The organism is Arthrobacter sp. 10L424 (assembly GCF_056395325.1).
The window spans coordinates 113741-136577 of record NZ_JBFTJH010000003.1; the positions used below are offsets into that span (position 1 = coordinate 113741).

At 63.7% G+C, this 22837-nt stretch carries 27 protein-coding genes and 1 pseudogene; 6 read left to right on the forward strand and 22 right to left on the reverse strand.

What is annotated here, in order from left to right:
• Positions 1-3: 3 nt before the first annotated feature.
• From AC1DC5_RS06040 to AC1DC5_RS06070, 7 genes are all read right to left on the reverse strand, one after another.
• Positions 4-1596, reverse strand: a complete 1593-nt coding sequence (locus tag AC1DC5_RS06040; protein ID WP_476864528.1) for a putative bifunctional diguanylate cyclase/phosphodiesterase — start codon at positions 1594-1596, stop codon at positions 4-6.
• Entirely contained in the window at positions 1589-1963 is a 375-nt protein-coding gene (locus tag AC1DC5_RS06045) for a DUF7793 family protein (protein WP_441403795.1), read from the reverse strand. The genes AC1DC5_RS06040 and AC1DC5_RS06045 overlap by 8 nt, the downstream gene beginning before the upstream one ends.
• 125 nt (positions 1964-2088) lie before the next feature.
• The gene (locus AC1DC5_RS06050; RefSeq protein WP_476864529.1) at positions 2089-2856 is read right to left on the reverse strand and encodes an EAL domain-containing protein; all 768 of its coding nucleotides are present in this window, start codon (positions 2854-2856) and stop codon (positions 2089-2091) included.
• Positions 2857-3282: 426 nt separating this feature from the next.
• Complete coding sequence (locus AC1DC5_RS06055; protein ID WP_476864530.1) at positions 3283-4548, reverse strand: alkaline phosphatase family protein; 1266 nt, start codon at positions 4546-4548, stop codon at positions 3283-3285.
• 305 nt (positions 4549-4853) lie between these two features.
• Complete coding sequence (locus tag AC1DC5_RS06060) at positions 4854-5453, reverse strand: M20/M25/M40 family metallo-hydrolase (RefSeq protein WP_476864986.1); 600 nt, start codon at positions 5451-5453, stop codon at positions 4854-4856.
• 244 nt (positions 5454-5697) lie between these two features.
• Positions 5698-6084 carry a VOC family protein gene (locus tag AC1DC5_RS06065; protein ID WP_441403809.1) on the reverse strand — a complete coding sequence of 129 codons (387 nt, stop codon included), beginning with the start codon at positions 6082-6084 and terminating at the stop codon, positions 5698-5700.
• A gap of 24 nt (positions 6085-6108) precedes the next feature.
• Positions 6109-6924 carry a hypothetical protein gene (locus AC1DC5_RS06070; protein WP_476864531.1) on the reverse strand — a complete coding sequence of 272 codons (816 nt, stop codon included), beginning with the start codon at positions 6922-6924 and terminating at the stop codon, positions 6109-6111.
• Between the two features lie 63 nt (positions 6925-6987).
• Between AC1DC5_RS06070 and AC1DC5_RS06075 the strand changes: the two genes are divergently transcribed.
• Positions 6988-8019, forward strand: a complete 1032-nt coding sequence (locus AC1DC5_RS06075; protein WP_476864532.1) for an NADPH:quinone reductase — start codon at positions 6988-6990, stop codon at positions 8017-8019.
• Between the two features lie 96 nt (positions 8020-8115).
• Here AC1DC5_RS06075 and AC1DC5_RS06080 read toward each other — a convergent pair whose 3' ends face one another.
• From AC1DC5_RS06080 to AC1DC5_RS06115, 8 genes and pseudogenes are all read right to left on the reverse strand, one after another.
• Positions 8116-8778 carry a Type 1 glutamine amidotransferase-like domain-containing protein gene (locus tag AC1DC5_RS06080; RefSeq protein WP_476864533.1) on the reverse strand — a complete coding sequence of 221 codons (663 nt, stop codon included), beginning with the start codon at positions 8776-8778 and terminating at the stop codon, positions 8116-8118.
• Between the two features lie 99 nt (positions 8779-8877).
• Positions 8878-9195 carry a hypothetical protein gene (locus AC1DC5_RS06085; protein ID WP_441403812.1) on the reverse strand — a complete coding sequence of 106 codons (318 nt, stop codon included), beginning with the start codon at positions 9193-9195 and terminating at the stop codon, positions 8878-8880.
• Positions 9196-9530: 335 nt separating this feature from the next.
• The gene (locus tag AC1DC5_RS06090) at positions 9531-9749 is read right to left on the reverse strand and encodes a three-helix bundle dimerization domain-containing protein (RefSeq protein WP_441403813.1); all 219 of its coding nucleotides are present in this window, start codon (positions 9747-9749) and stop codon (positions 9531-9533) included.
• A 395-nt stretch (positions 9750-10144) separates the two neighbouring features.
• The gene (locus AC1DC5_RS06095; protein ID WP_441403814.1) at positions 10145-11956 is read right to left on the reverse strand and encodes a putative bifunctional diguanylate cyclase/phosphodiesterase; all 1812 of its coding nucleotides are present in this window, start codon (positions 11954-11956) and stop codon (positions 10145-10147) included.
• A 158-nt stretch (positions 11957-12114) separates the two neighbouring features.
• Positions 12115-12878: pseudogene (locus AC1DC5_RS06100) on the reverse strand (SCO1664 family protein).
• Positions 12878-13432, reverse strand: a complete 555-nt coding sequence (locus AC1DC5_RS06105; protein WP_476864534.1) for a DUF3090 domain-containing protein — start codon at positions 13430-13432, stop codon at positions 12878-12880. The pseudogene AC1DC5_RS06100 and the gene AC1DC5_RS06105 overlap by 1 nt, the downstream one beginning before the upstream one ends.
• Positions 13433-13456: 24 nt before the next feature.
• Complete coding sequence (locus AC1DC5_RS06110; protein ID WP_476864535.1) at positions 13457-14149, reverse strand: histidine phosphatase family protein; 693 nt, start codon at positions 14147-14149, stop codon at positions 13457-13459.
• Positions 14150-14367: 218 nt separating this feature from the next.
• Entirely contained in the window at positions 14368-14931 is a 564-nt protein-coding gene (locus AC1DC5_RS06115; RefSeq protein ID WP_476864536.1) for a dihydrofolate reductase family protein, read from the reverse strand.
• 286 nt (positions 14932-15217) lie between these two features.
• Here AC1DC5_RS06115 and AC1DC5_RS06120 point away from each other — a divergent pair, with 286 nt between their 5' ends.
• Entirely contained in the window at positions 15218-15469 is a 252-nt protein-coding gene (locus AC1DC5_RS06120; protein WP_441403819.1) for a DUF1272 domain-containing protein, read from the forward strand.
• Between the two features lie 269 nt (positions 15470-15738).
• Here AC1DC5_RS06120 and AC1DC5_RS06125 read toward each other — a convergent pair whose 3' ends face one another.
• Positions 15739-16119, reverse strand: a complete 381-nt coding sequence (locus AC1DC5_RS06125) for a DUF7793 family protein (RefSeq protein ID WP_476864537.1) — start codon at positions 16117-16119, stop codon at positions 15739-15741.
• A gap of 330 nt (positions 16120-16449) precedes the next feature.
• Between AC1DC5_RS06125 and AC1DC5_RS06130 the strand changes: the two genes are divergently transcribed.
• Both AC1DC5_RS06130 and AC1DC5_RS06135 read left to right on the forward strand, forming a co-directional pair.
• A complete protein-coding gene (locus AC1DC5_RS06130; RefSeq protein ID WP_441403821.1) occupies positions 16450-16788 on the forward strand; it encodes a YnfA family protein in 339 nt (112 codons plus the stop codon).
• Between the two features lie 231 nt (positions 16789-17019).
• Positions 17020-17325, forward strand: coding sequence for a hypothetical protein (locus AC1DC5_RS06135; protein WP_476864538.1), 306 nt, complete (start codon positions 17020-17022; stop codon positions 17323-17325).
• 52 nt (positions 17326-17377) lie between these two features.
• Here the strand turns inward: AC1DC5_RS06135 and AC1DC5_RS06140 are convergent, their stop codons facing one another.
• Positions 17378-17788 (reverse strand): hypothetical protein, encoded by a 411-nt coding sequence (locus AC1DC5_RS06140; protein WP_476864539.1) that lies wholly within the window; start codon positions 17786-17788, stop codon positions 17378-17380.
• 468 nt (positions 17789-18256) lie between these two features.
• Here AC1DC5_RS06140 and AC1DC5_RS06145 point away from each other — a divergent pair, with 468 nt between their 5' ends.
• Entirely contained in the window at positions 18257-18865 is a 609-nt protein-coding gene (locus tag AC1DC5_RS06145) for a lytic transglycosylase domain-containing protein (protein WP_476864540.1), read from the forward strand.
• A 187-nt stretch (positions 18866-19052) separates the two neighbouring features.
• Positions 19053-19517 (forward strand): phage tail protein, encoded by a 465-nt coding sequence (locus tag AC1DC5_RS06150; protein ID WP_476864541.1) that lies wholly within the window; start codon positions 19053-19055, stop codon positions 19515-19517.
• Positions 19518-19570: 53 nt separating this feature from the next.
• On the opposite strand, the gene AC1DC5_RS06155 is transcribed toward AC1DC5_RS06150, so the two are convergent.
• Genes AC1DC5_RS06155 through AC1DC5_RS06175 form a run of 5 tightly spaced genes read right to left on the reverse strand, consistent with a single transcriptional unit; the run spans position 19571 to position 22637 of the window.
• Positions 19571-19972 carry a (R)-mandelonitrile lyase gene (locus tag AC1DC5_RS06155; protein WP_476864542.1) on the reverse strand — a complete coding sequence of 134 codons (402 nt, stop codon included), beginning with the start codon at positions 19970-19972 and terminating at the stop codon, positions 19571-19573.
• 8 nt (positions 19973-19980) lie between these two features.
• The gene (locus tag AC1DC5_RS06160; RefSeq protein WP_476864543.1) at positions 19981-20313 is read right to left on the reverse strand and encodes a carboxymuconolactone decarboxylase family protein; all 333 of its coding nucleotides are present in this window, start codon (positions 20311-20313) and stop codon (positions 19981-19983) included.
• 37 nt (positions 20314-20350) lie between these two features.
• Positions 20351-20713 (reverse strand): nuclear transport factor 2 family protein, encoded by a 363-nt coding sequence (locus AC1DC5_RS06165; RefSeq protein ID WP_476864544.1) that lies wholly within the window; start codon positions 20711-20713, stop codon positions 20351-20353.
• The gene (locus AC1DC5_RS06170) at positions 20710-21735 is read right to left on the reverse strand and encodes an aldo/keto reductase (protein WP_476864545.1); all 1026 of its coding nucleotides are present in this window, start codon (positions 21733-21735) and stop codon (positions 20710-20712) included. The genes AC1DC5_RS06165 and AC1DC5_RS06170 overlap by 4 nt, the downstream gene beginning before the upstream one ends.
• Positions 21736-21755: 20 nt before the next feature.
• Entirely contained in the window at positions 21756-22637 is an 882-nt protein-coding gene (locus tag AC1DC5_RS06175) for an aldo/keto reductase (RefSeq protein WP_476864546.1), read from the reverse strand.
• Between the last annotated feature and the right edge of the window lie 200 nt (positions 22638-22837).

Here is a 22837-nt window from a genome sequence, read left to right on the forward strand (position 1 = left end):
ACCTTACCGACGCGGCGCAGAGCTGCGCAGATAGGCCATTGCTTCCACGGCCGGCAGCGGGCGGGCGAAGTAGTAGCCCTGCCCGTAGAGGCAGCCCATGGCGCGTAGCTGTTCGGCTTGGTCGGCGGTTTCGATTCCCTCCACGATGGCGTTCAGCCCTGCAGCGGAAATCAACTGCAGTACGGCGGACACGAATCTCTGCTGCTGGGCATCCGGGCCCATGTTCCTGATCAAGGACTGGTCGACCTTGACTGTCTCTGCGGGAAGCGATCCGAGGTAGCTGATGGATGAATAACCCGTACCGAAGTCATCGATTTGCAGCCCGACGCCGAGCTGACGCAACTTCATCAGGACCTGTTGCTCCCCGGTGCCCATGGTCATCAGGACGGTCTCGGTGATCTCCAGCACCAAGCGCTGCGGTTCGATCTTGTGGGCGGCCAAGGTGTTTCTGACATCCTCCAGCAGCCCGCTCCGCAGCAGTTCAGTTGCAGAAAGATTGATGTGCAGGCAAAAGTCCGTAAGGTCGGGGGCGGCCTGTCTCCAGTGGCTGAGTTGCCCGATGCCTTCATGCAGCACCCACCGGCCCAGCTCATAAATGAGACCCGTTTCCTCTGCGATCCCGATGAAGCTATCAGGCGTAATGGTCCCTCGGACCGGATGGTTCCAGCGCAGCAGCGCTTCCATGCCCACGACCTCGCCGGAAGCCATGTCGACCACCGGCTGATACAACAGTGCCAGCTCTCCACGGGCTACTGCGTAACCCAGTTCAGCGGTTGTGCGCGACCGTTCACGAACGGCCTCGAGCATGTCCGGGTGGAAGAGCTGAACGTTGTTGCGGCCCCGCGCCTTGGCTTGATACATGGCAATGTCGGCGTCGCGCATCAGTGCTTCGGCCGGATATCCGGGCGCACCGATACACACTCCCATGCTGGCCATGGCCCACACCGTTTCTGTCCCGATACGCACGCTGTCCCGCAGGGACTCTGAAGCGCGGTTTGCAATTTGAAGGATCTCTTCGTGTGTTGCCTCGCTGATGAGGATGGCGAACTCATCACCGCCCAGACGTGCCACCGTATCGGTTTCCCTGACGGCCGAACGCAGACGGCTGGCCACTTCCACCAGTGCCGCATCGCCGGCGCTGTGACCCAAGGTGTCGTTGATGACCTTGAACGAATCAAGATCCAGGAACACCACGGCCGGAGCGGTCGGCCCGGGTGTGCAAGCGTGGAGCGCTTCCCGGATCCGCTCCTTCAGCAGTGTCCTGTTCGCGAGGCCCGTCAGGGCGTCCGTCTTGGCCATCTGCTCCAGCTCGACCTGCGTTCGCCGCAGCATCGCGGTTCGGGCCGCGACTCTTTCCTCGAGATCCCTGTAAATATGCCCGAGCTCTTCCCCCAGCAGGTTCACGCCAGTGATGACCGCATCAATCTCATCCCTGCGCTCTGAGGGCTCAATCCGCGCATCCAGTTCGCCGGCTGCCAGCCGGACGATGCCGTCAACCAGCTGTTGCAGGCGCGGGTCCCCGGCGCGGCTGCCTGATTCGACGAGGGAGGGCCCTCCCGTAGTCACTTCAGGGGAGGAATCCGGGGATTCATCCATCAGCGTTCAGCCAGTCCAGGGCCTCGCTGCGGGAGGTAAAGAAGCGTGTCGGGCATGGCGGAATGTGCACCCCAAGAAAAAAGTTCGCAAGCACCCGGTCGACAGGAGACTTGCCCAGCAGGGCAATTCGCGAAGCGCTGCAGGGGATGGACCATACGCCCCTGGCCTCCCTGCTGACGGAAGCGACTGCCGCCATGTCAACGAGCATGGGACGCTGCTGCTGCTGGCAGACCTCATTTACTTTCGCCATCGCCGCGTGGGCGTCCTCAACCTGGATGTGGGCGCCCGGCTGCCAGCTCAGATGCACAAAACCGTCCTCGCGCAATTCAATGCTTGACTTGCCGCCGTCCGCGATTAGCGGTGCCACGTATTCGTCCTCCCAGAGCCCGCGCCGAACCGTTCGACGACTCTTCAAAGATACCGCCCGGATTCCCAAAGGCTGCCGGGGACCCACGCGGGCTCACGTTCCCCTTCGGAGGAATTCGCTGAATGCTAAGCGACCGCGGTGATGTCCAGGACAGGACCGGAATGTACCTTCGGAAGCTCCTCGAATGCTGGCTTAGCAAACCAATATCCTTGGAACAGGCGGATGCCGCTTGCCTTCAAAACCAGGAACTCAGCCTCAGTCTCGATGCCTTCTGCGAGCACCGTGATGTCGAGCTCCTTGGCGATGCCGAGGATTCCGGCAACGACGGCCTGACGGGCCGGGCTGGTGTCGATTCCGCGGATGAGCTTCATGTCGATCTTGATCAGATCCGGCTGAAAGTCGACGAGGAGCCCCAGCCCCGCATGACCGGCACCGAAGTCGTCTATAGCAGTGGTGAAGCCATGCCTGCGATATTCGGTGATGATGTTCGTGAGGTGAGCGGTGTCCGAGACCTCCTCATTCTCCGTGAACTCGAACATGATGGACGACGTCGGAAAGCTGCAGCGCGCGGCTGCAAGCAGTGTTGCACGGAGGCATGCGGCCGGTTCGTAGACCGCGTTCGGCATGAAGTTGATCGACAGCTTTAAATTCTCGCTTGCAGGAAAGAGGCGCGCTGCCAGCTCTATTGCCTTGACGCGGCAGTCCTGGTCGAAGCGGTACTTCTGTTCCGGTGAGACCTTTGACAGGACCTCAAAAGCACTCTCGCCCGACAAGCCTCGGACCAGCGCCTCGTAGCCCCATACGCGATCGGCAACGGCGTCATAGATGGGTTGGAAGGCCATGCTGAAATCGAAGTCGAGTTTTGAAGATGTCGTGCAGCCGTCGCATGCCATGGGGGTCCTCTCTCCGGTTGCGTCCACAGTATGGTACGACGGTTGCCGCCGACATCTCGGCCAATCCGGGTTGAAAACTCCGGGCCCACACCTCTTGTCATTTCAGCTGCCAGGGGCGTTACAGGGCCGTTGAGGAAGGGCGCGGTTACCTTGGCACGGTTTTTTGACACACGATCGTCACCGGTGTTGCGACGATCGTGGGAATCCAACGGCCTGTACGTGGCCGTTTGACACACGATCGTCACCGGTGTTGCGACGATCGTGGGAATCCAACGGCCTGTACGTGGCCGGCTTTCAAGGTGGTATTCATCAGTGGGTATCTTCTCCGAAACGACTAGCTCAGGCCCGCCAGGGGAGAAGGTTTGTAAGTCGAAGGGCCCCGGATGGGGAACGGAAGTGCTGGGAGGGTTTCGGCGTCGCCGGCAGTTACCCCGCGTTGAAGACATCAGGTCCGAAGGTGTTCAGGCCGGGAGCCCCTGCGTATCCAAGTCGGGGTAACGAAAAGATGTCCTCGATGCTGGCGAGCAGGCTGTAGTGGTTGTACATCTTGTCCGACGTCGTTGCCCCCTTGGTAAACGGCGAGATCACCAGCGCTCCGATCCGGCCGCCCGCAGTGCCTCCGGGGACCCCCGACGGAGCGGAGATTCTGGCTTCGGTTTCGTCGAAGGTGATCACCAGCACCCCGTCTTGTTTGAAGGCCGGGGAGGCCAGGATGGCCGGGACTTGCTGCTGCAGCCAACTGTCGGCACTTTCGAGACCGCCCGGGCTCCCGTCGACGCAGGGGGTGTCGTGGCCGTCGTTGCACAGGTTGGGTGTGATGTAGGAAAGGTTCGGTGTCGTGTCCACGGACCTCAGGTCATCAGCTAAATGGGTGTAGTCCACAACGTTGTTCTGGCAGTCCGGGGACGATGTGACTTCCTCAAAATACACGAACGGGTTGTGGCGCGTGGCGTACTGGTCGCCGGCCTTGGCTCTGTGGTGATCGTCTTTGGAGCCGGGTTCGGGATGCTGGCAGGGAGCGCCCATGTCTTCCATGTAGCCTTTCCAGGTCTTGCTGGCGGAACTGAGTTGGCCTGCAAGGGTGGGAACCGAGGCCGGGTACACGCAGCCAGTTCCCATCACCTGGCCCGGCTCGGATGTTCCGGTTTGTTTGAACCTGGCATATACCGGGCAATCGAGGCGTGTCATTGTGTTCGAGCCTTGTCCGGAAATCTGCGCCAGATAGTTGGGGAGGGAGTTGTGGTCTGTCCCGTAATACCGGGAGAGCAGCACGCCCTGTGCGCGCAAGGTCTTCGACAAATACGGGGCCGTCGAGCCGGCGCCCCAGACCTCGTCGTAATTCTTGTTCTCCAGGTTGATCACGAAGACGTGACCGGGCTTTCCCGACGCCTGTGGGGACTGGGACGTTGTCTTGCTCTGGCCCGCCGATGCTCCGCCCGCCGATGCTGCGCCCGCCGGCGGCGAGGGCTCACACCCTGTGGCGGCCATGGCGAGGACACCAGCCAGAAGCAGCGCCGCGGGTCGTGCCGCGCGGGTCAGGCCCGGGAACGCTCCGACATTCCGGCTCATCGGTTCCGGCTTTCGCGGTGTCCCTCCGGATTGCCCTGAGAATCGCTGGACTAAACGTGAGAAGCGAGAACTCCTCGACTGCGCCGAAACCACGAAGATGATGGGCCTGGTGGTGGTGATCATGGCGCAAACCTGTCTTTCCCATGAGGAGACGTTCAGGATACTCCGCGAGGCAGCGAATCCGCGTCCGACCAAGCTCAGCGAAAGGACTCGCGCGGCAATTCTGGTTTGCTTATTTATGCAGGTTACGACCTCACCAGGCTGGGCCGGAGTACGGCGGATCTGGCTGACATTGTGACTGTGCTGGGCCAGCGGGAGATCGAAAAGACAAAGCCCAAGTCATCGTTCCAAGGAACTGGAACGGTCATCCGGTGAAGGGCGCGACCAAGTGAGGTCCTTGCCTATGCGTGCTGTTGACTGGGGGGATTTCACCTGTGCCGCACAACCTCACTGATAAGTCCGAATGGCAAGCAGAAACGCTTCCGCTGATCGTCGCAAAACTTCCCGGATGTATCCATGGCAGCAACTGGCTGGAAGGAGAGCCAGCGGCGTTTGACACCGGACGCGGGTGGCGCCCGTCGGATGGCGTATGTCTCAGCCATTTCTGACGTATTCGGTTGTCCCTGCAAGGGATAAGGAGGGTGTGCGCAATTTGCCCACCCTGGGCTTCGAATCGGGTCGTCCTGCTGGACCGGGCCGGACAGGGTGGAGACGTGGCCCGCCACGTCGGGCAGCACGTGCTGGGGGAGGGCGACGTCGGGCGCCGGGATACGGTCCAGGAGAGCATCGGCGAGCATCCCGCGGGCCCCGTCGCTGGCCTCCTCGGCCGGCTGGAATAGGGCCAGGAGCGTGCCGCGCCACTGGTCCTGATGGTCGGCAAGCAGTCTGGAGGCACCCAGCAGGCATGCGACGTGGATGTCGTGTCCGCAGGCGTGCATGACGGGCACATGGTCCCCACCCTGGTCCTGCGCTATGACCGTGCTTGCGTAGTCTGCGCCGGTCCGTTCCTGCAGGGGCAGCGCGTCCATGTCCGCGCGAAGCAAGACCGTTGGCCCGCTGCCGTTGTGCAGCACCACAGCGACTCCTGTTCCCCCGATCCCGTTCTCCGTTGGAAGCCGTAGGAACTCATGCTGCGCACCACGTTGGCGGCGGTGCGGTGTTCCTGGTGTGAGAGCTCGGGGTTTTGGTGGAGGTCCTTGTAGAAGTCCTCCTGATCCGTGCGGATTGACTCGTAGTGCTGCAGCGCTTCGGTCGCGTCCACGGTGCCTCCTTTCATGCAGCCCCCGATCCGTACGGACGCGTGATCGCTTCGAGAAAATGTCCGTCAGGATCCGCGAAATAGACGCCGCGTCCGCCGTCGTTGTGGTTGATCTGCTGCGGGCGAGACCGTCCCGGGTCTGCCCAGTAGGGGATGCCCTGGGCCTGAATCCTTGCGAAGATTCCGTCAAAGTCCTCCTCGCTGACCAGGAATGCGTAGTGCTGCGGTGAGATGGGCCGGCCTGCCGTGGCGAAATCGAGGGCCACTCCGTGGTCGAGGGGCACGGTCATGAAAGACCACATGGCCTGGGGTGTCGGCAGTCCGAGCACGTTGGCGAGGAACTCCGCCGAATGGCGCTTGTCCGTTGCGTAGACGATGGTGTGGTTGAAAGTGACCGTCATGGTGACCTCCTCGGGTGGGGCTGATCAGGCGTAGGCGATCGGCAGCACCAGCATGTAGCCGGCCGGCATATCGCTGCTCCAGCGTCGCGGCTCGCGGACGACGAACTGCGTCGCCAGCTGTTCGGGGGTGAGCAGGGCGTTGGGCGCGGGGGACGGTCCCCACTTGTCGTCGTCGTACGGGTAGAGCGGATCCTGGACACGGATGCCGGTGACGGGGGACTCCGGGAACTGGCCGGGGTCGCCGAGTGACTCGAAGCCGCTCATCACCCATACGTGGCGGCCGTGCCACATGACCAGCCCGACCGGCCGGCCCGTGTCGGCCATGGCGCGCGCCGCGGTCTGCAGCGCCTGCTCATAGTCGGCGACGCTCACGACGGCGTACGGCCCCATCCCGACGGCGGTCAGCACTTCCGCCCAACCCAGGGGGTTTGCACCGTTGAACGAGTTGAACGACCGTGCCCGGGCCATTTCCCAGAGTTCCCCCTGCTGGACGCGGTCGGTCCACGTGCCGGCCCCGGTGTCGTCGATGAGGTTGTGCATTATCTGGATGCTCGCCGCCACACACCACTCAAAGGTGTACTGCGGCACGAAGTCCCCCTCCTGGAAGAGGTTGAGGGCGAACGCCTGGGGCACCGGAGGCTGCGTGGGAACGGGCGTGGGGGTGGGGGACAGGGACCCGTGAGGAGCGGGGACGTCATCGCGTGCAGCCGGCGGGGCCGAGGAGGAATGGATTGGTGGATCCGTGGCGGCCTCATCGAGTCTGATCGTCGGCACGCAGGCCGAGAGGAGGGTCGCTAGGACGGCCAACCAGACCAGAAGACGGAGCGGGGCACCGATCATGATCGGTCCAGTTTATCGCGACGCGGCGGGAATTTTCGGTCCGGGCCGGCGTTAGGTCTGAGTATGAAAGCAATCGTGTACCGTGCCACGGGGGATCCGTCTGTTCTCGAACTCGTCGACCGCGAGAGCCGCGACCCTGGGCGCGGGGAGGTCCGCGTGCGGATCATGGTCTCCGCGGTAAACCCCACCGATTGGAAGTCACGCCGCGGTGCCAGACCGGGCGAGCCCTTGCCCTTCGCGGAGGTCGTGCCGAACCAAGACGGCGCCGGAACCGTGGACGCCGTCGGACCCGGCGTCGGGCATCTCCACGTCGGTGACAGGGTCTGGGTGGCCTTGGCGGCCTACCAGCGCGCCGACGGCGGGACAGCCCAGGAGTACACCGTCCTGCCTGCCGAGCGGGTCTTCCCATTGCCGGAGAATGCCGGGTTCGACCTCGGCGCAAGCCTGGGCGTTCCCGCGATCACCGCCCATAGGGCCCTGACCATCGCCGAGGACGGCCCGCGGCGGCTGCGCCCGGGAGCCTTGGACGGCAAGGTAGTTCTTGTTTCCGGAGGGGCCGGCGCCGTGGGCCATGCGGCGATTCAGCTCGCCAAGTGGGCCGGCGCCGTCGTGATCACGACCGTGAGCGGACCGGCGAAGGCTGCGCTGGCCACGGCCGCCGGCGCCGATCACGTCATCAATTACCGGGAAAGCCACGCGGCCGCGGAGATCCGTCGGATCGCACCCGAAGGCGTCGACCAGATCGTGGAGGTGGCGCCCGCGCAGAACGCGGAACTCGACCTGGCAGTAATCCGCAACCGCGGCTCCATCGCGGTCTACGCCAACAACGGCGGCGATCAGGTGACCCTGGACGTGCGAAGGCACTTCAGCCTCAACGTCCGCTACCAGTTCGTGCTGCTCTACACCGTTGGCATGGCTGCGGTGCATGACGCCGCCGAGGACATCAATGCGGCCATCGCCGACGGTGCCCTTCCGGTCGGGGAAGCCGCAGGTCTGCCGCTGCATCGCTTTGCCCTGGCTGCCACGTCTGCGGCCCACGCGGCGGTGGAAGAGAGCGTCATCGGCAAGGTGCTGATCGATGTGTCAGCGAGCTAGCCGATAACGCTCGGGAGCCTCGCGGGGGCAGTCACGCCGTTCAACCGCGGCGGTCGAGGCCACTTTCAACAACGCTTCGTCACGAATGCCGGGCGGCTATGACCCGAACTTCCTCCATTGTCCTTCCGAGACCACCTCGACGGAGCCGTCCACGACCTTGATGGCTGTCTGTTCGTCGATGGCGTAGGCAGGGACGCCTATGTCGGCGGCCCACCGCTCTGCGTGGGCCAGGGAGTTCCCCGGGAAAGCGCCCAAGTGCGGGAAGATCGAAAAGTCCACTACCCCCAGGGTGCGATCGTCCGGAGCGGACGGCCACTCGACGAAGTATTCCCCGATCCGGGGCGTCATCACCATGCTTCCGGCACTCACCCCCACCCACACTGTGTCGGGAAGTGACGGCAGCAGCTCGGCCAGCCCGGACTCCCGCATCCAATGGGACAGGTACGTCGCGTCGCCGCCGTCGACCAAGAGCACGTCGGCCTCCCGAAGCCAGGGGACCCAGCGGTCCGTGCCGATGGTGGGCAGCGCGGTGAGCTCGAGAACGCCGAGCGACGCCCAGCCCAGGCCGGCCAAGTGACGGGAGTCGTGGTCGGCGGCCAGGAGGCCCCGCACCGATGCCGGTCCGCACATAGGGTGACCCCACTGGGCGGTTGGGACGACCAGGGCGTGGCATTCGGCGATCGGCTTGCCGAGAAGCTGCACGAGCGCCGAGTGGATGCTCGGGTTCGTCACGCCGCCTGATGTAAGCAATAGCTTCAAAAATGTGCCCCCAAAAGTTCGCGCGTGGATGGTGGATGTGCCTGACGAGGCGGGAACGGGCTGGAACTCACCGACAGATCCGGTAAGCACACTGCGTGCCTATAGGCCGTCTTCGGCAACGCCGGCGGGCAGTGGGAGACGGAACCTCTTGGCGGGGTTCTTCTTCGAGAGCAGCTTCCGGTCGAACTTTGCGACGCCGAACAGGATGCCGTCGCGGAAGAGAACAGCCGAGGCATCGTTATACACCAGGTGGTACCGGGAGGCGCCGGACGGCCAGGACTGCACGCTGTGGAATTCGGACGCTTTGGCCTCCCCGGCGACGACAATTTCTGCGGCGGCGAGCTGGCCACGGATCTTTTCGGAGAGTCCGGGCGTGATGAGTGAGCTGATGAAGTCTTCGATGCGGTGAGTTGTCATGGGCGAATCCTTTCAGACGTGCGTGACATTTGGGTGGTTTCGGCCAGCCGGGCTGCGGGACGAGACTTTTTGGTGCCAGCTACAGGGAGGATCTGTCGAACTCTCTGGGTGGGTATCCGGGATAACCGGCGCCTAGTTTGAACCTTGCGTTCCGGGGCGCTGCCGCCGCCAACCGGGTGTTTACCGGGCTCTTCTGACGAGTTCGCCAGCCACCTCTGCGACAGCCCTGGAGCGGTGATCGGTAGAGAGGGGCCCGCGGTTCTTCTTGCCGAAGTCAGGCTGGATGCTCCGCAGGAGAACGTCCGGGACAGTTCCGGACGAGCTCCGGGGGACGGTCAATCAATGCTGGGCGCGCTGGCGAACTCTCGATGAAGCCGGTCCCTGGCGGCGTTCTCGACCAGGGTCGGAATGTAGATCCTGATCCGCCCTGAAGCCAGCGATTGAAATTCTTCCCGAACGACGCCCTCGATACGAGTGTTGGGAGCACCGGGAAACCTTGCGGCCAGGCGCTCGACAACCTTGCGGATGGTTGATTCGCTTTCTCCATCGCTCATCTGTCCAGTGTCAGCCGCGGACTGGGCTGCGGTCAACGAAACCAGCTGCCGTCCGAGGTCGCCTTGGCCGGGCCCGCGCCGGCCAGTCGTCGACGTGCGCTGCCGGAACGGGGCACTCGCACCCGGGATCTCGGTACGGAAGTTTGATCGCTCGGTGAATATCACGGTGGAATTGTCGGCGGCGCCCCCACGTGCAGCGAGGTGGCCGGCTCTACCGCGGTCTCCCAGAGTCGCTCCGGGTACCCGTGCCTCGGTGCCAGGCAGAAATTCCATGGGCGACCCCAGTAGGCGCCAAGCGTCCGCCCGCCGTTGTGGCTGGAGAGGTCGTGGTCTGAGGGTGCGCGGGCTGAACGGCTGTTCGGGCAGCCGTGATCCTCTCCGGTCCGAGGAAGGCGCTAAACCCTGCTGTTGGCGAATGCAGCGCGGATGGGAACTGGCTGCTCGGAGGTGGGCTTACATGCAGCATTCGCTTGCATAGCCCGCAGGACGGCGTCGAGTTGGTCCGCCGGGAGCGGGCGTGAGATGAGGTAGCCCTGGGCGGTGTCGCAGCCGAGCTCCTGCAGGATGGCCAGTTGGGTTTGTCGTTCCACGCCCTCGGCGGTGGTGGTGAGGCCCAGGGCCTTGGCCGGGGCGATGACGCCGGAGACAAGGATGGCAGAGACGGGGTCGGAGTCGATGGTGTCGATGAAGGATTTGTCGAGCTTGAGGCAGGTGAGCGGAAGGTCGCGGAGCATGGCGAGGGACGAATATGCCGTTCCGTAGTCATCGAGGGCGACACCGATCCCGACGTCGGTCAATTCGCGCAGCTGCGCAGCAGCCGATCGGAGGTCCGCGACGGCGGCGGTCTCGGTGATTTCAATGTTTAACAGGGAAGCCGGCAGCCCGTAACGCCGCAGAGCCGCGAGAAGATCCGGGACCAGGGTCCCGGAGCTTAGCTGGACGGGGGAGATGTTCACCGAGATTGCCCTGGGGGTGCCGGCGTCCGACCACCGGCGGGCCTGGGCGCAGGCCTGATCGATTACCCAGCGGCCGATCGCGTGGATTTCGCCGGTGTGCTCGGCCACATGGATGAATTCGTCGGGACCCACGCGGCCCAGGTCGGGGTCTTCCCATCGCAGCAAGGCCTCAGCGCCCCCACAAGCGCCGGTAGCAATATCCATCAGTGGTTGATAGACGAGCGTTAGCCCTGAGGTTGCGAGGGCGTGGGGCAGGCGACGGCGGATCAGCGCCTGGCGGGCGAACCGGGTGGGAGGACGGCAGGGGTCGATCCGGCCCAGGCGGCGTTTGCCATCGTGTTTGGCTTGAAGCATGGCCGTGTCTGCGTGGCGGAGCAGGTACTCCAGCCGCGCAGCTGGGTTCTCGCCGTCGACGTCCGCGGCCATGGCCAGGCCGAGCGTCGCCGAGAGATGGAGCTCGTGCCCATCATGGGTGAAAGGATTTTCGAGCGTTTCCAGGAAGCGTGCGGCGATTGCGCGGGCAGTGGATTCATCGACGTCGACCAGCAGCACGGCGAATTCATCGCCGCCAATCCTGGCGGTAAGATCTGCGGGCCTCGTGCACGTTTGGAGTCTGGCCGCAAAGGCGGAGAGCACCGCGTCGCCGATACGGTGACCAAACGTGTCGTTGATGATCTTGAAGTCATCGAGATCAATATAAAGGACAGCCACCGACGACGATCCCGCGGCACCGACCAGTGCGGGGCCGTGTTCGTCCAGGAGCCGGCGGTTCGCCAGCCCGGTGAGCGGGTCATGGAGCGCGTCCTGCTCGAAAGCCTCTGACAGGCCCTCGAAAACTTCCGAGACGGGCACGATCCGAGGTCCTCTCGCCGACGGGACCAACAGATCTTCATAGCGCGTTTCCTCAGGCCTGCCCAGGATGACGGCCGCAGCGGTCCGGAGATCCATGGAGGGTTCGACTATGAAACGGTTCTTCGGCAGCAGGGCGGCGGCCTTGACCCGAGTATTCAGAGCCCGCCCGTAACCCAGCCGACCGGTCATGCGGTCATCGACCTGATCACGCGTCAACAGGCAGAGGGTGCCGTGCACGTCGATCACGACGGCGCGGAGTCCCCGGTCCGCACGGAAAAGAGCCTCGATCTCAATGGACGGCGAATCCCCGGAAAAAACCACTGCAATGGAACCGAGCTCGGCTAGGGTGCGGGATGACGGGCGCGGCGCCCGACCGGGAATACCGGGATCAATGCTCACCGACCCTTGATACGTGATCCAGACAAACAAGACCTGAACAATGGACAAAAATTGCAAGTCAACTCTCGATTAGGCACTTTCCTGATAAGGAAAAGTGGTTCCCGTCGTCACCGGCAGGGCGAGTACGTGCAGCCTGCGAAGCCCTTGCCGCAATTCCCTTAGAACAGCGGCCAGGGCACCGCCGGCATCCCGCCGCTCGGAGCCGGAAAACGCCCTGCCAGACGCAACCGGGCGCAGCGCGCGGCGAGCGATGCGATTTCTTCGGCGCTGAGCAGGTCCGCCAAGTCTCGGCCCAGCCCACCGTGCAGTCCTTCACTGACACGATCAATGCCGTCGCGTTCCTCGGCGGTCAGAGCGTCTCCCAGCCATCCCCACAGCACCGTGCGCAGCTTGTGGTCACGGTGAAAAGTGAGCCCGTGGTCTACGCCGTGCCGGTGTCCGTCGGTCATGGCAAGAATGTGGTCGCCTTTGCGGTCGGCGTTGTTGACGACCATGTCGAACACTGCCATTCGTCTCAGCGCTGGCGAGTCTTCGTGAATGAGGGCGACCATCCGTCCTCATCTCTTCCCTCCAGAACGTGTTTCCACCCAGTCTCCGGCACCTGGTCCGTCGCGACCAGGTCCACGGCGCTTTGGGCGGGGTCTTGCTCTTGCCAGAGCTGCACCATTCCTTCGCCCAACGGACCACCGCGCAGCCAGGTGCGCGGCACAACGTCCCAGCCAAAGGCCTGCGAAACCAGGTAGGCGGCCACCTCCCGGTGAGCCAGGGTGCCGCGGGAGTAATCCCACAGCGGGCTTTCGCCTGCTATCGGTTTATAGACGATCACCACGTCGCCGATGCTGCCCAGAAATGTAGCGTTTGACGCCGTCGTGATGCGGCCGGTGAGCGTCAGCTCGGCGGTCACGAGGTCCGGCACGGGCATCAGACCTCGGGAAAGGTGCAGATGTGCCCGTCGGCGTCCATGGGGTTACCGCAGACCGGGCACGTGGGACGCCCTGCGCCCACGATCTCACGGGTGCGCTTGGCGAATGCGCGTGCGGTGCCGACCGGCATTCGCACCAGCAGCATTTCGGGCTCGTTAGCGCCGTGCTCATCAAGCGATTCGTCGTTGTCATCGGCATCGACATCGGTGATGGGGTGTGCCTCGATGACGACCTGGGCTGTGGTTGGGTCCCACCCCAGGGTCATGGCGCCGGTGCGGAACTGCTCCTGGACGGCCTCGAGCGGGTCATTGTCGACTAGTTCAATGGGAGTACTCGTGGGAACGCTGAAGGGGTTGCCCTCGACGGTGCCGAGTTGGTCGAGAATTTCGTCGACCTTCTCGGCGAGCAGAGCGGACTGCTGCTTTTCCAGTGCGATACTCACGATCTGCGTCCCTGCTCGCACCTGCAGGTAAAACGTACGCGCCCCCGGAAGGCCAATGGTGCCAACGACGACCCGATCGGGCCAGGCAAACTCGTGTACACGTGTAGGCATGTCAATATTCTAGGCGCATGAGGTTCATGGCAGCTTTTGCCCTGCACCGCCGCCCACCGGCGCATCGCCAGAGTGGAGGCCGTTCGACAGCCACGACAGATCACCCGCGTCGGTGTTGGTCGCGTAAACGCTCGGCCGGCTAGCGCCGTAGCGCACGATCGATACGGAGGCGGGGCCCACGTTAATGCGCTGGAACAGGTCAAGGTGCATGCCGAACGCGTCGGCCAGGATTGACTTGATGATGTCACCGTGGCTCACCGCCACCCACACTGCCCCTGGCCCGTGTTCGGCTTCGAAGGCTGCATCGTGGCGTCGAATCGCTGCGACCGACCGAGCCTGCATTGCTGCCATCGATTCACCGCCGGGAAAGACGACGGCGGACGGTTGCGACTGCACAGCGGGCCACAAATCCTCGGTCGCGAGATCACTGAGCGTGCGGCCCTGCCATTGGCCGTAATCGCATTCGGTAAGAGCCGGATCGACCGGCGCGTACGGCGTGCCAGCCTGGCGATCGAGGATGAGCTGGGCGGTCTGCTGACAACGCTCAAGAGGGCTCGACACCACCCCGACTACGGGCACGGCAGCGATCCGGTCTCCGGTCACAGCCGCCTGGTCGCGCCCGACCTCGTCCAGGCTGACGCCGACGGCCCGACCGGCCAGGAGACCAGTGGCATTGGCTGTGGTGCGGCCGTGCCGCACGAGAATAACTGTCGCCATCCACACAGCCTAGCCACCCGGTGGGTCGATGGCAGTATGAACCGTACAGGGCCACGCACCGAACAGGCCGAGAAAGTACTGGCGGAACCCTTGGTGTAGACGACTTCTGAAACTGGCAATCCGGCGGGGGCGGACGTTCCCCTATAACTAGAGCTACGAGTCTGTCGTCCGCCGTCGAACGGCTCAGGAGGAAGGCCGACCGCGCGGAGGAATTGTCCTCAGTGCCTCGTCTCGTACCTGGTCAGGGTAACGCCGTCGGGAAACGTCCGCGTCTCCACCAGGTTCAGGTTCACCCAGTTGTCCAGCGAGGTGAAGAACGGGGTGCCGCCGCCCACCAGGACCGGATGGGTGGCCAGGGCGTATTCGTCGATCAGCCCGGCCCGCATGGCAGCCGCGGCGAGCGTTGCGCCGCCGATGCTCATCGGGCCGCCGTCCTCGGCCTTGAGCCGGGTGATCTCGGTGATCGCGTCGCCGGTGACCAGACGGGTGTTCCAGTCGACCTTGTCGATCGTCGAGGAGAACACAATCTTTGGTGTGTCCCGCCAGTTCCGCGCGAACTCGATCTCCGCCGGGGTGGCGTTGGGCTGCTGGTCGCCGGTGGGCCAGTAGGAGCTCATGGTCTCCCAGAGCTTGCGGCCATACAGCGACAGGCTGCTAGCCCGTTCCTGGTCGAGCCACCACTGGAACAATTCGGAGCTCGGCCCGCCCCAGCCGATGTCGTCGCCGGCCGCGGCGATGTAGCCGTCCAGGGTCAGATTCATGCCGTAGATCAGTTTCCGCACGGCGCCAGCCTTCCGTCTCGTGGTGGTGGAGGGCGTCATTGAACGCTGTCGTCCCGCATACGATCGGCAGCTTCCTGTCCCTCATGGAGCCACCTTAACTGCCCCGGATCTGGATGCCATAGCTTCGGTCCGCTTTTCAACCGAGCTTCCCGGTGGAGGATCCCCCGAACGGACCCCACGCCGAATACGGTCGTCTGCAAACCAGTGGTTGATATTCCTCAAGATGCTGCGTGGGCTCAAAGCCGAGCCCTCATCCAAGGCGGTTTCCCAGAGGTAGAGTTGCTGGATGCTTGAGATCCGCCCAAATTGCGAATGCTGCGACCGCGATATTTCTCCCTCTGACGAGGCCTACATTTGCACGTTTGAGTGCACCTGGTGTCCGGCCTGCGTCGAACGCTTCCCGCATCGGTCTTGTCCAAACTGCGGGGGAGATCTTCAGCGTCGCCCCATCCGGCCTGTTGCCGCCCTGGCCAACAACCCAGCCGGCACTAAAAGGGTTGTATCTCCGGATTGCCTCAAAAAGGTCGTCGGGTATTAGGGGCCTTCTAATTCGAAAGAGGAAGCTGGCGCAATCGTTCATACCCTGTTTCAAAGGGTCTTGTTCGTGAGGAACAACTTGATTAAGGTTGTGGTCTTCCTGAGGGGCCTCCGCAGATCGCTCGTCCGCTAACGCTTCCACCCCCACCCGCACTCAACCACGACGGCGGCCCTCGCCGAACGGTGAGGGCCGCCGTCATGCGTTAGGTGGCTGGCGCCCCTCGCTGGCTGTCCCGCTAAGACGCGGATGAAACACTGTGGCCCGACTGCCTACTCGCCGCTTCTGGCCATCCCGGTCAACCAGGCTTTGGCGGCCTCCTCGGACAGGAAAAATCGGTGTGGGTAGGTGGTTTGACGGCTGGTGCCGGCGGCCATGACCCGGTCAACAGCGCTGGACCCAAGGACGGCGATAGCCAGGACACCCGTACTTTGCGCGAAGGCATATCGAGCCGCTGCGCTGAACTCAACGTCGGTCATGTGCGAGAGCATCGGCATCGGAGTCCCACCGCTGATGCGCTCCACAGCAAGCATGGCGTCCCGGGCGTCGTCGACATCCACAAAGGAACCAGGCCGCCAGACGCTTACCACTATCCCTGCGACCACGCAGAGAGAATTCTTCCCGCCGGCGGCAGCAATTCGGCCTTGAATCATTTCGTAGATCCTAGTCCCTGGACTTCTGCAGTCGTGTCGCCCCGCGCCGCGGTCAGCGACTTGATTGATCTATCCGGGCCATTAGTTGCCGACGTGTCGGCGATGTTCGGCCGAACCAGTCCGCATGGGATTGTGCACGGTACCATTGGCGCCACGCTCAAGGGTCGGAACCTTGCTACATATGCGGGTGCTGTGGCTTGTGGGTTGCAGTTCGACTCCGCGGGGATGTTCCCGGACAACACTGACTACGTCGCTTCCACGTGCCGGGTAGTCTCGCCACATAAAGCTGCTGGTCGGCTGAGGCAGGGACCTGCAGGCGATGATGGATCCATGACGATCGCAAAATCCGTACTACTTTTTATACTTGCCGCTGCTGCCGAGATTGGTGGGGCCTGGCTGGTCTGGCAGGCCGTGCGGGAGGGCAAGTCGTGGTGGTGGGCAGGGTTGGGGGTCATCGCACTGGGTATTTATGGATTTGTTGCCACGCTTCAGCCTGACGCGCATTTTGGCCGCATCCTCGCGGCTTACGGTGGAGTGTTTGTGGCCGGGTCTCTTGCCTGGGGCATGGTTTTTGACGGTTTCCGCCCCGATCGGTGGGATGTCGCTGGTTCCGTCGTTTGCCTTGCGGGAGTCGCCATCATCATGTTCGCGCCGCGGAACGCCGGCTGAATTCGAGGAGCTGCCGCCCCGCCGTGCCGTACTGGAATGGGCCGGCACGGCCAACCGTTGCGCTTTATGCCAGGGAGCGCGTGCTCTGTCTGAGCCGATGCTAGCGCGCGTCCTCGAACAGCTGCCCGAACCGGGCTTCGCTCGCGGCGGCGCAGACGAGGATCTTTCTTATGAGCTCGGAACAAGGTCGTTGAGCAGCGCCTCGATGCGCCCTGGGGAGTCCACGTCGCGGTGGACCTGGAAGCCATCGGATCACCCTTCCAGGCGGCCGTCGGCGGCCGGGCCTTTGAAGCCATGAGCGCGGCGATGGCCGAGGCGTTCGGACGGCCAATGACAACCCTGGGACAAGGCGGATCGATCCCGCTGTGCAACGTGTTCGCCGACACCTACCCGGATGCGGAGATCATCCTGCTAGGGGTCGAGGGACCCCTCGCCCTCATTCACGCACCGAACGAAAGCGTGGACCCCAGTGAGATCAGCGCCGTGGCCGAATCCCTGGCATTGTTCCTGAAGCACTACGCAACGCAGTCCGGCTAGCAGCACCCGGCCGCCCGTGCCTCACCAGCCATGACGGACCAACTTCCGAAACCTAGCAGTTGGCCGCCGTTCGCAGGTCGCTGACCGCCGCTTGGACGTTGGCTGCTTCGTCCCGCAGGGAGTTGACCGCCTGAGTCAGCGTGGCATCGTCAGGAACGTCCTTGACGGCGCGATCGAACTTGTTTTCGGCCGCTTGAACGGCGTCCACCGCGTCTTTTGCGACGTCCTGACTCGCCTTGACAAGATCGTCATAGGTCTTGGCGACCTGGTCTCGCGCCGTCTGGACCTGCTGCACTGTGGCGCCGGGCTTGAGTGTCTGCTTGAAATTCGTCAGGGCTGCGGCGTAGGCACTGGCAGCCCCACACACCTGCGAAACGTTCTCCTGCGCTCTGGCGCTGCTGACGCTCGTGCCGGGGCTGGAAGGGCTGCAGCCCATCAGGGCAGCGGCTGCCGCGAGTGCCATCGATCCTGCAAGGATTGGGCGAGGTCTCGACATCGGAGGCTCTTTTTCGAAGTTGGTTTGCGGTAGGGGATCCTGCCACGGGCAGGTACGACCATTGTCCGGCTGTGCCGGGGACCCGGACCTCATCCGCGGAAGGTGATCCGTGCACAATGCGCACACCCGAGGCTTCGGATCGGGTCGTATCCCGGCCGGACCGGGCAGGATTGCGGAGGTTCTCGGGGGAGTGGGGTACTTCTTCATAGGTGCCTGGGTCATCCGGCCATCTTGATCCAGCGTCGACCGGTTCGGCACCCGGACCGGGAGCGTGGATGGTTTGATTAGTCAGTGCTCCGTCTAAAACGCCTTATAGCTGTCAGCCTGTTCGCGGTGTGCGTCATCACCGCATTCTCGTTCTGGGTAACCAGGCAGCCCGGCGCAGACGCCCGCGGGGCCCTCTCTGCACCCCCGCGAGCGGGGGCGGAACTTGAAATGTTGTCCACCGGCATCACCACCGCCGTGAACGTAACCCCGAGCCCGGATGCCCAGTGGCTCATCCGGGCCGCCGCGCAGACCGGAATCCCTGCCCGCGCGCTCCGGGCCTATGTTGCTGCGGCAGCCACGGCCAACGATTCCGCTCCGATGTGCGGGATTGGCTGGAACACCGTGGCGGCTGTCGGCTCTGTCGAGTCAGCGCACGGAACTTACGGCGGCGGCAGCTTCGACACCGCGGGGCAGGCGAGTGGCCCCATTGTGGGCCCGAGTCTCGATGGCAACGGATTCGCCGCCATCGCAGACACGGATGCGGGGGTTCTGGATGGCGACGCCCACTGGGACCACGCCGTCGGGCCCATGCAGTTCATTCCCACCACCTGGCAGCTTGCAGGCCGGGACGGGAACGGGGACGGCACCGCGGACCCGTTCAATATCGACGACGCCGCCCTTAGTGCGGCGACCTATCTGTGCGCCCACGGCCGTGACCTCTCAACCGCGCAAGGATGGACCTCCGCCATCTACTCCTACAACCAGTCCGATGCCTACCTGAGCCAGGTGCGGGCCCAAGCCACCGCCTACGCTGTGAAGACCGGCACCGCCGAATGAGTCCTCAGGCTGAAGGCCCATGAGCGCCGCATGGATGGGGCATCCGCTACCCGGCTCCGCGTCCCTTGCGCCTCGTTTCTCCCATCGTTGGTGTTGAGTTACGTCTCGTCCGTGTGCGTAACTTCGACGTCGGTGAAAGCATGCCGACGCGTTATCGTTGGTCCAACACATCTGCTGAGGAGAACGCATGCCGTACGTAGTTGACTTCGAGAACGTTTCTACTGTCGGACTGGAATCATCTCCTGTCGCCGAGTCGCTCGCTGGGTTACGCGCCAACGAGGGGCGCTACTACCGCAACAAGTACGACCACATCTTCACTGTTGGCCCTGCAAGCGAGGTTCCGGAGGTCGTCGACCGGGTGAACCGCATCCTAAGGGAGGAGCGTGACATTGTCATCGGCTCCCGCCCGCTCGAAGCGACCGCGTTCGAAGTCGACGGTTTACAGATGGATTACGTGTTCTACGAGTCAGGGCTTTCGATCAACGTTATGTACAGCATCGAAGAGGGCGGGAAACGCGCCGTCGGATTCAAACTTGCCGAAGGCATGGAGATTCCAGAGGAACTGGCTTCGCGATTCAAGTTCGCCCGCCAGAAATCAAAGCTCGCAGGCGTTATCCGCGGCTCCTACTTCGTGATCAAAGGCGAGTACTGAACGGCTGACGCTCCGCCCCTGCCCGGACTGTCACGGCCGCATATGATCCGGCTTTAGCGGCCGTTGTACTCCTCGTCTGTGATGTGCTCACCCCAGGTGGTGGTCTTTGACGGGTCTTTGCCGTTTTGGAGCATGGCAATGTGCTCCATGAAGCAGCCTGGGGCGGCGGCGTGCCAATGTTCCTCACCGGGTGGAGTGTAAAGCGTCTGGCCGGGGTGGACTTCGATGATCTCTCCGTCGCGGGTGCCGAATCGGCCTACACCTTGTGTGACGCGCAGGTACTGGCCGTGCTCGTGGGAGTGCCAGGCGGTGCGTGCTCCCGGCGCGAAGCGGACCGTCGCAACGACCATTGTTTGGGCGGACTCGTGGGGCAACGCAATCGGGTCAAGCCACACGTCGCCGGCGAATTGGGCCGCCGGGTTCTTGGTGGTCGGGGCTGAAGGTTCGATGTTCATGGTCTTCCTTACTTGTTGTCTGTGAAGAGCTGCTTGGCCACGCCCATTGCCGACATGCCCTTGGGCCAGCCGGCGTAGAGCGTGACATGGGTGATGGCTTCGATGAGCTCGTCCTGGGTTACACCGTTTTCGAGGGCACGGCCGAGGTGGAAGCCCAGCTGGTCGGTGTTCCCGCCTGCGGTGAGTACGGCCACGGTAATGAGGCTGCGGTCCCTTGCCGGGAGTTCGGGCCGGTTCCAGACGTCCTCGAAGAGCACGTCGTCGGTGAGCTCGGCGAGTTTCGGTGCGAAGTCGCCGAACATCTTTCGGCCGCCTCCGAGCTGTTTGGGCTGGTCAGTCATGATGATCCTTCTTTTGATATGGACTTCGAAGTGGGACTTACCAGGTGGATGCAACGGTGCGGGCTATGACCCATCCGTCTCCGCGGGGTTCGAACCATGAGCGCAACGTCAGGCGCCAGGTGGCCCTGGATCCCCAGATCGTGGCGTCGGTAAGGGTTCTGGCGGTCAGTGCCGGCACGGTCCCGTCCGTGCTGAGGATGGCCTCGACTGTTTCCATCCGGTGGTACTGCATCTCGCCGGTTTGAACTGCATCAAGCCATTCCGACTTCGACTGCACGTACCCGGTCAGGTGCGTCAGGGTGAAGCCGTCGGCGAGGATGGCGTCCAGCGCGGGCACGCCCCCGGCAACCATCGCCTCGAACAACGCGTTGTGGAGCTCCTCCAACACGGCAGCGCTCACGGCTGCGACCGCCGTCGTGCGTGGGCTGTGAGCTCGTGCGCGCCGTAACTGTTGTCGTCGGGGTTGACGGTCACGCCGGGGGCGACGAGCCGGTCGATGCGGTCCAGCACGTCGGTACCCAGTCTGATGTCCGCGGCCGGCAGGTACGACTCGAGTTGTTCCATGGTGCGCGGTCCCACGATCGCGGCTGTGACGCCCGGGTGGTTGATGACGAATGCGATGGCCAGCTCGATGAGCGTCAGCCCGGCTTGTTCGGCGAGCTGGGCGAGGTCTTCGACGATGTCGAGTTTTCGCTGATTGGCCGGGCTTGTCATATCGAACCGGGCGCTCGGGCGGGCTGACGAGGTTGGTGTGGACGCCGAGTCTTTGCGCCAGCGTCCGGAGAGCCACCCGCCGCTGAGCGGGCTGTAGGTGAGCGTTCCCATGCCGTGGCGTTGCACCGTCGGGAGGATGTCTTCCTCGATGCCGCGGACCAGGATCGAGTAGGGCGGCTGCTCGGTGACGAACCGCTCCAGGTTGCGTTCCCGGGCGGCCCACTGGGCCTCCACGATCTGGGCCCCCGAGTACGACGAGGAGCCTATGTAGCGGACCTTGCCTTGGCGGACGAGGTCGGTGAGGGCACCGAGCGTTTCCTCGACGTCGGTATCGGGGCTGGGCCGGTGGACCTGGTAGAGGTCTATGTAGTCCGTGTTCAGGCGGCGGAGGGAGTTTTCGACTTCGCGGATGATCCAGCGGCGGGATCCTCCGCGCTGGGTGGGGTCTTCGCCCATGGGCATAAAGAACTTCGTAGCGAGGAACACGTCATCACGCCGGCCCTCCAGTGCCTGCCCGACGATTTCTTCGGATGCCCCGCCGGAGTAGACGTCGGCGGTGTCGATGAAGTTGATGCCCGCGTCGAGTGCGTGGTGGATGATGCGGATGGAATCGGCGGTGTCCGTGTTGCCCCAGGGGCCGAACATCATCGCGCCCAGGCACAAGGGACTGACCTGCACACCGGTGCGGCCGAGGGGACGGTATTCCATGATGGTTCCTTGTCTCTGTCTTAGGCTTCGGGGATGACCATGGCGAAGCGGTCTTCGCGGGCCTGGTCCGGGTCCGGGCCGTTGCGTATGCCGGTGTCGAGGGCGTCGATGGCGGCGAGTTCGCCGGCACTGAGCTCGAAGTTGAACACGTCGAAGTTTTCGGCGATGCGTGCCGGGTTCGTGGATTTCGGGATGGCTGAGCGGCCGTGCTGCAGGTGCCAACGGATCATGACCTGCGCCGGACTCTTGCCGTGGGCCTGTGCGATGGTGGCAATTGTGGGGTCTTCCATGACGTTGAGCCGCTCCTCGCCCCACCCTGGGTAGAAGGTGATCCCGCCGATCGGTGACCAGGCCTGGGTAAGGATCCCATGCTCGGCATCGGCGGCCTGTACGTCCGGCTGGGTGAAGTAAGGGTGCAGTTCGATCTGGTTCACGGCCGGGACGACGTTGGTCGCGTCGAGCAGCTGCTTCAGGTGGTGTGGCATGAAGTTGCTGACGCCGATCGCCCGCACCCGTCCGTCAGCAAGCAGCACTTCCAGCGCCTTATAGGCGGCGATGGTTTTCTCGAGGCGGTCGGGTGCGGGCTGGTGCAGGATAAGCAGGTCCAGATAGTCGACGCCGAGTTTACCGGTCGCCTTATCCCAGGCATGCAGTGTCTGGTCGTAGCCGTAGTCACTGACCCAGACCTTGGTCTCGATGAACACCTCCGCACGTTCAAGGCCGGAGGTGCGGATACCCTGTCCGACTTCCCGCTCGTTGCCGTAGGCGGCTGCGGTGTCGATGTGCCGGTAGCCGGTGGCCAGCGCGGCCTCGACGGCGGCGGTTGTCTGTTCCGGGGCGCTTTGGAAGACGCCAAGCCCGATAGCGGGCATGATGACCCCGTTGTTGAGTGTGATGTTCATGGTTTGTCCTGTTCCTTTGCTTACGGGCGGAAGAGTACTTTGAGCGCTTCGCGGCGGGCCATGGCGCCGTATCCGGCCGGGACGGTTTCGACGCGCACGTCGCCGGCGCCACCATTTCAGTGTTGCTCGCATGTTGAGACTCGTTATTAATTTGCCGGGCAGTTTTCAGTCAACACCGGTCTCGCACTTCCTGGGAGTCA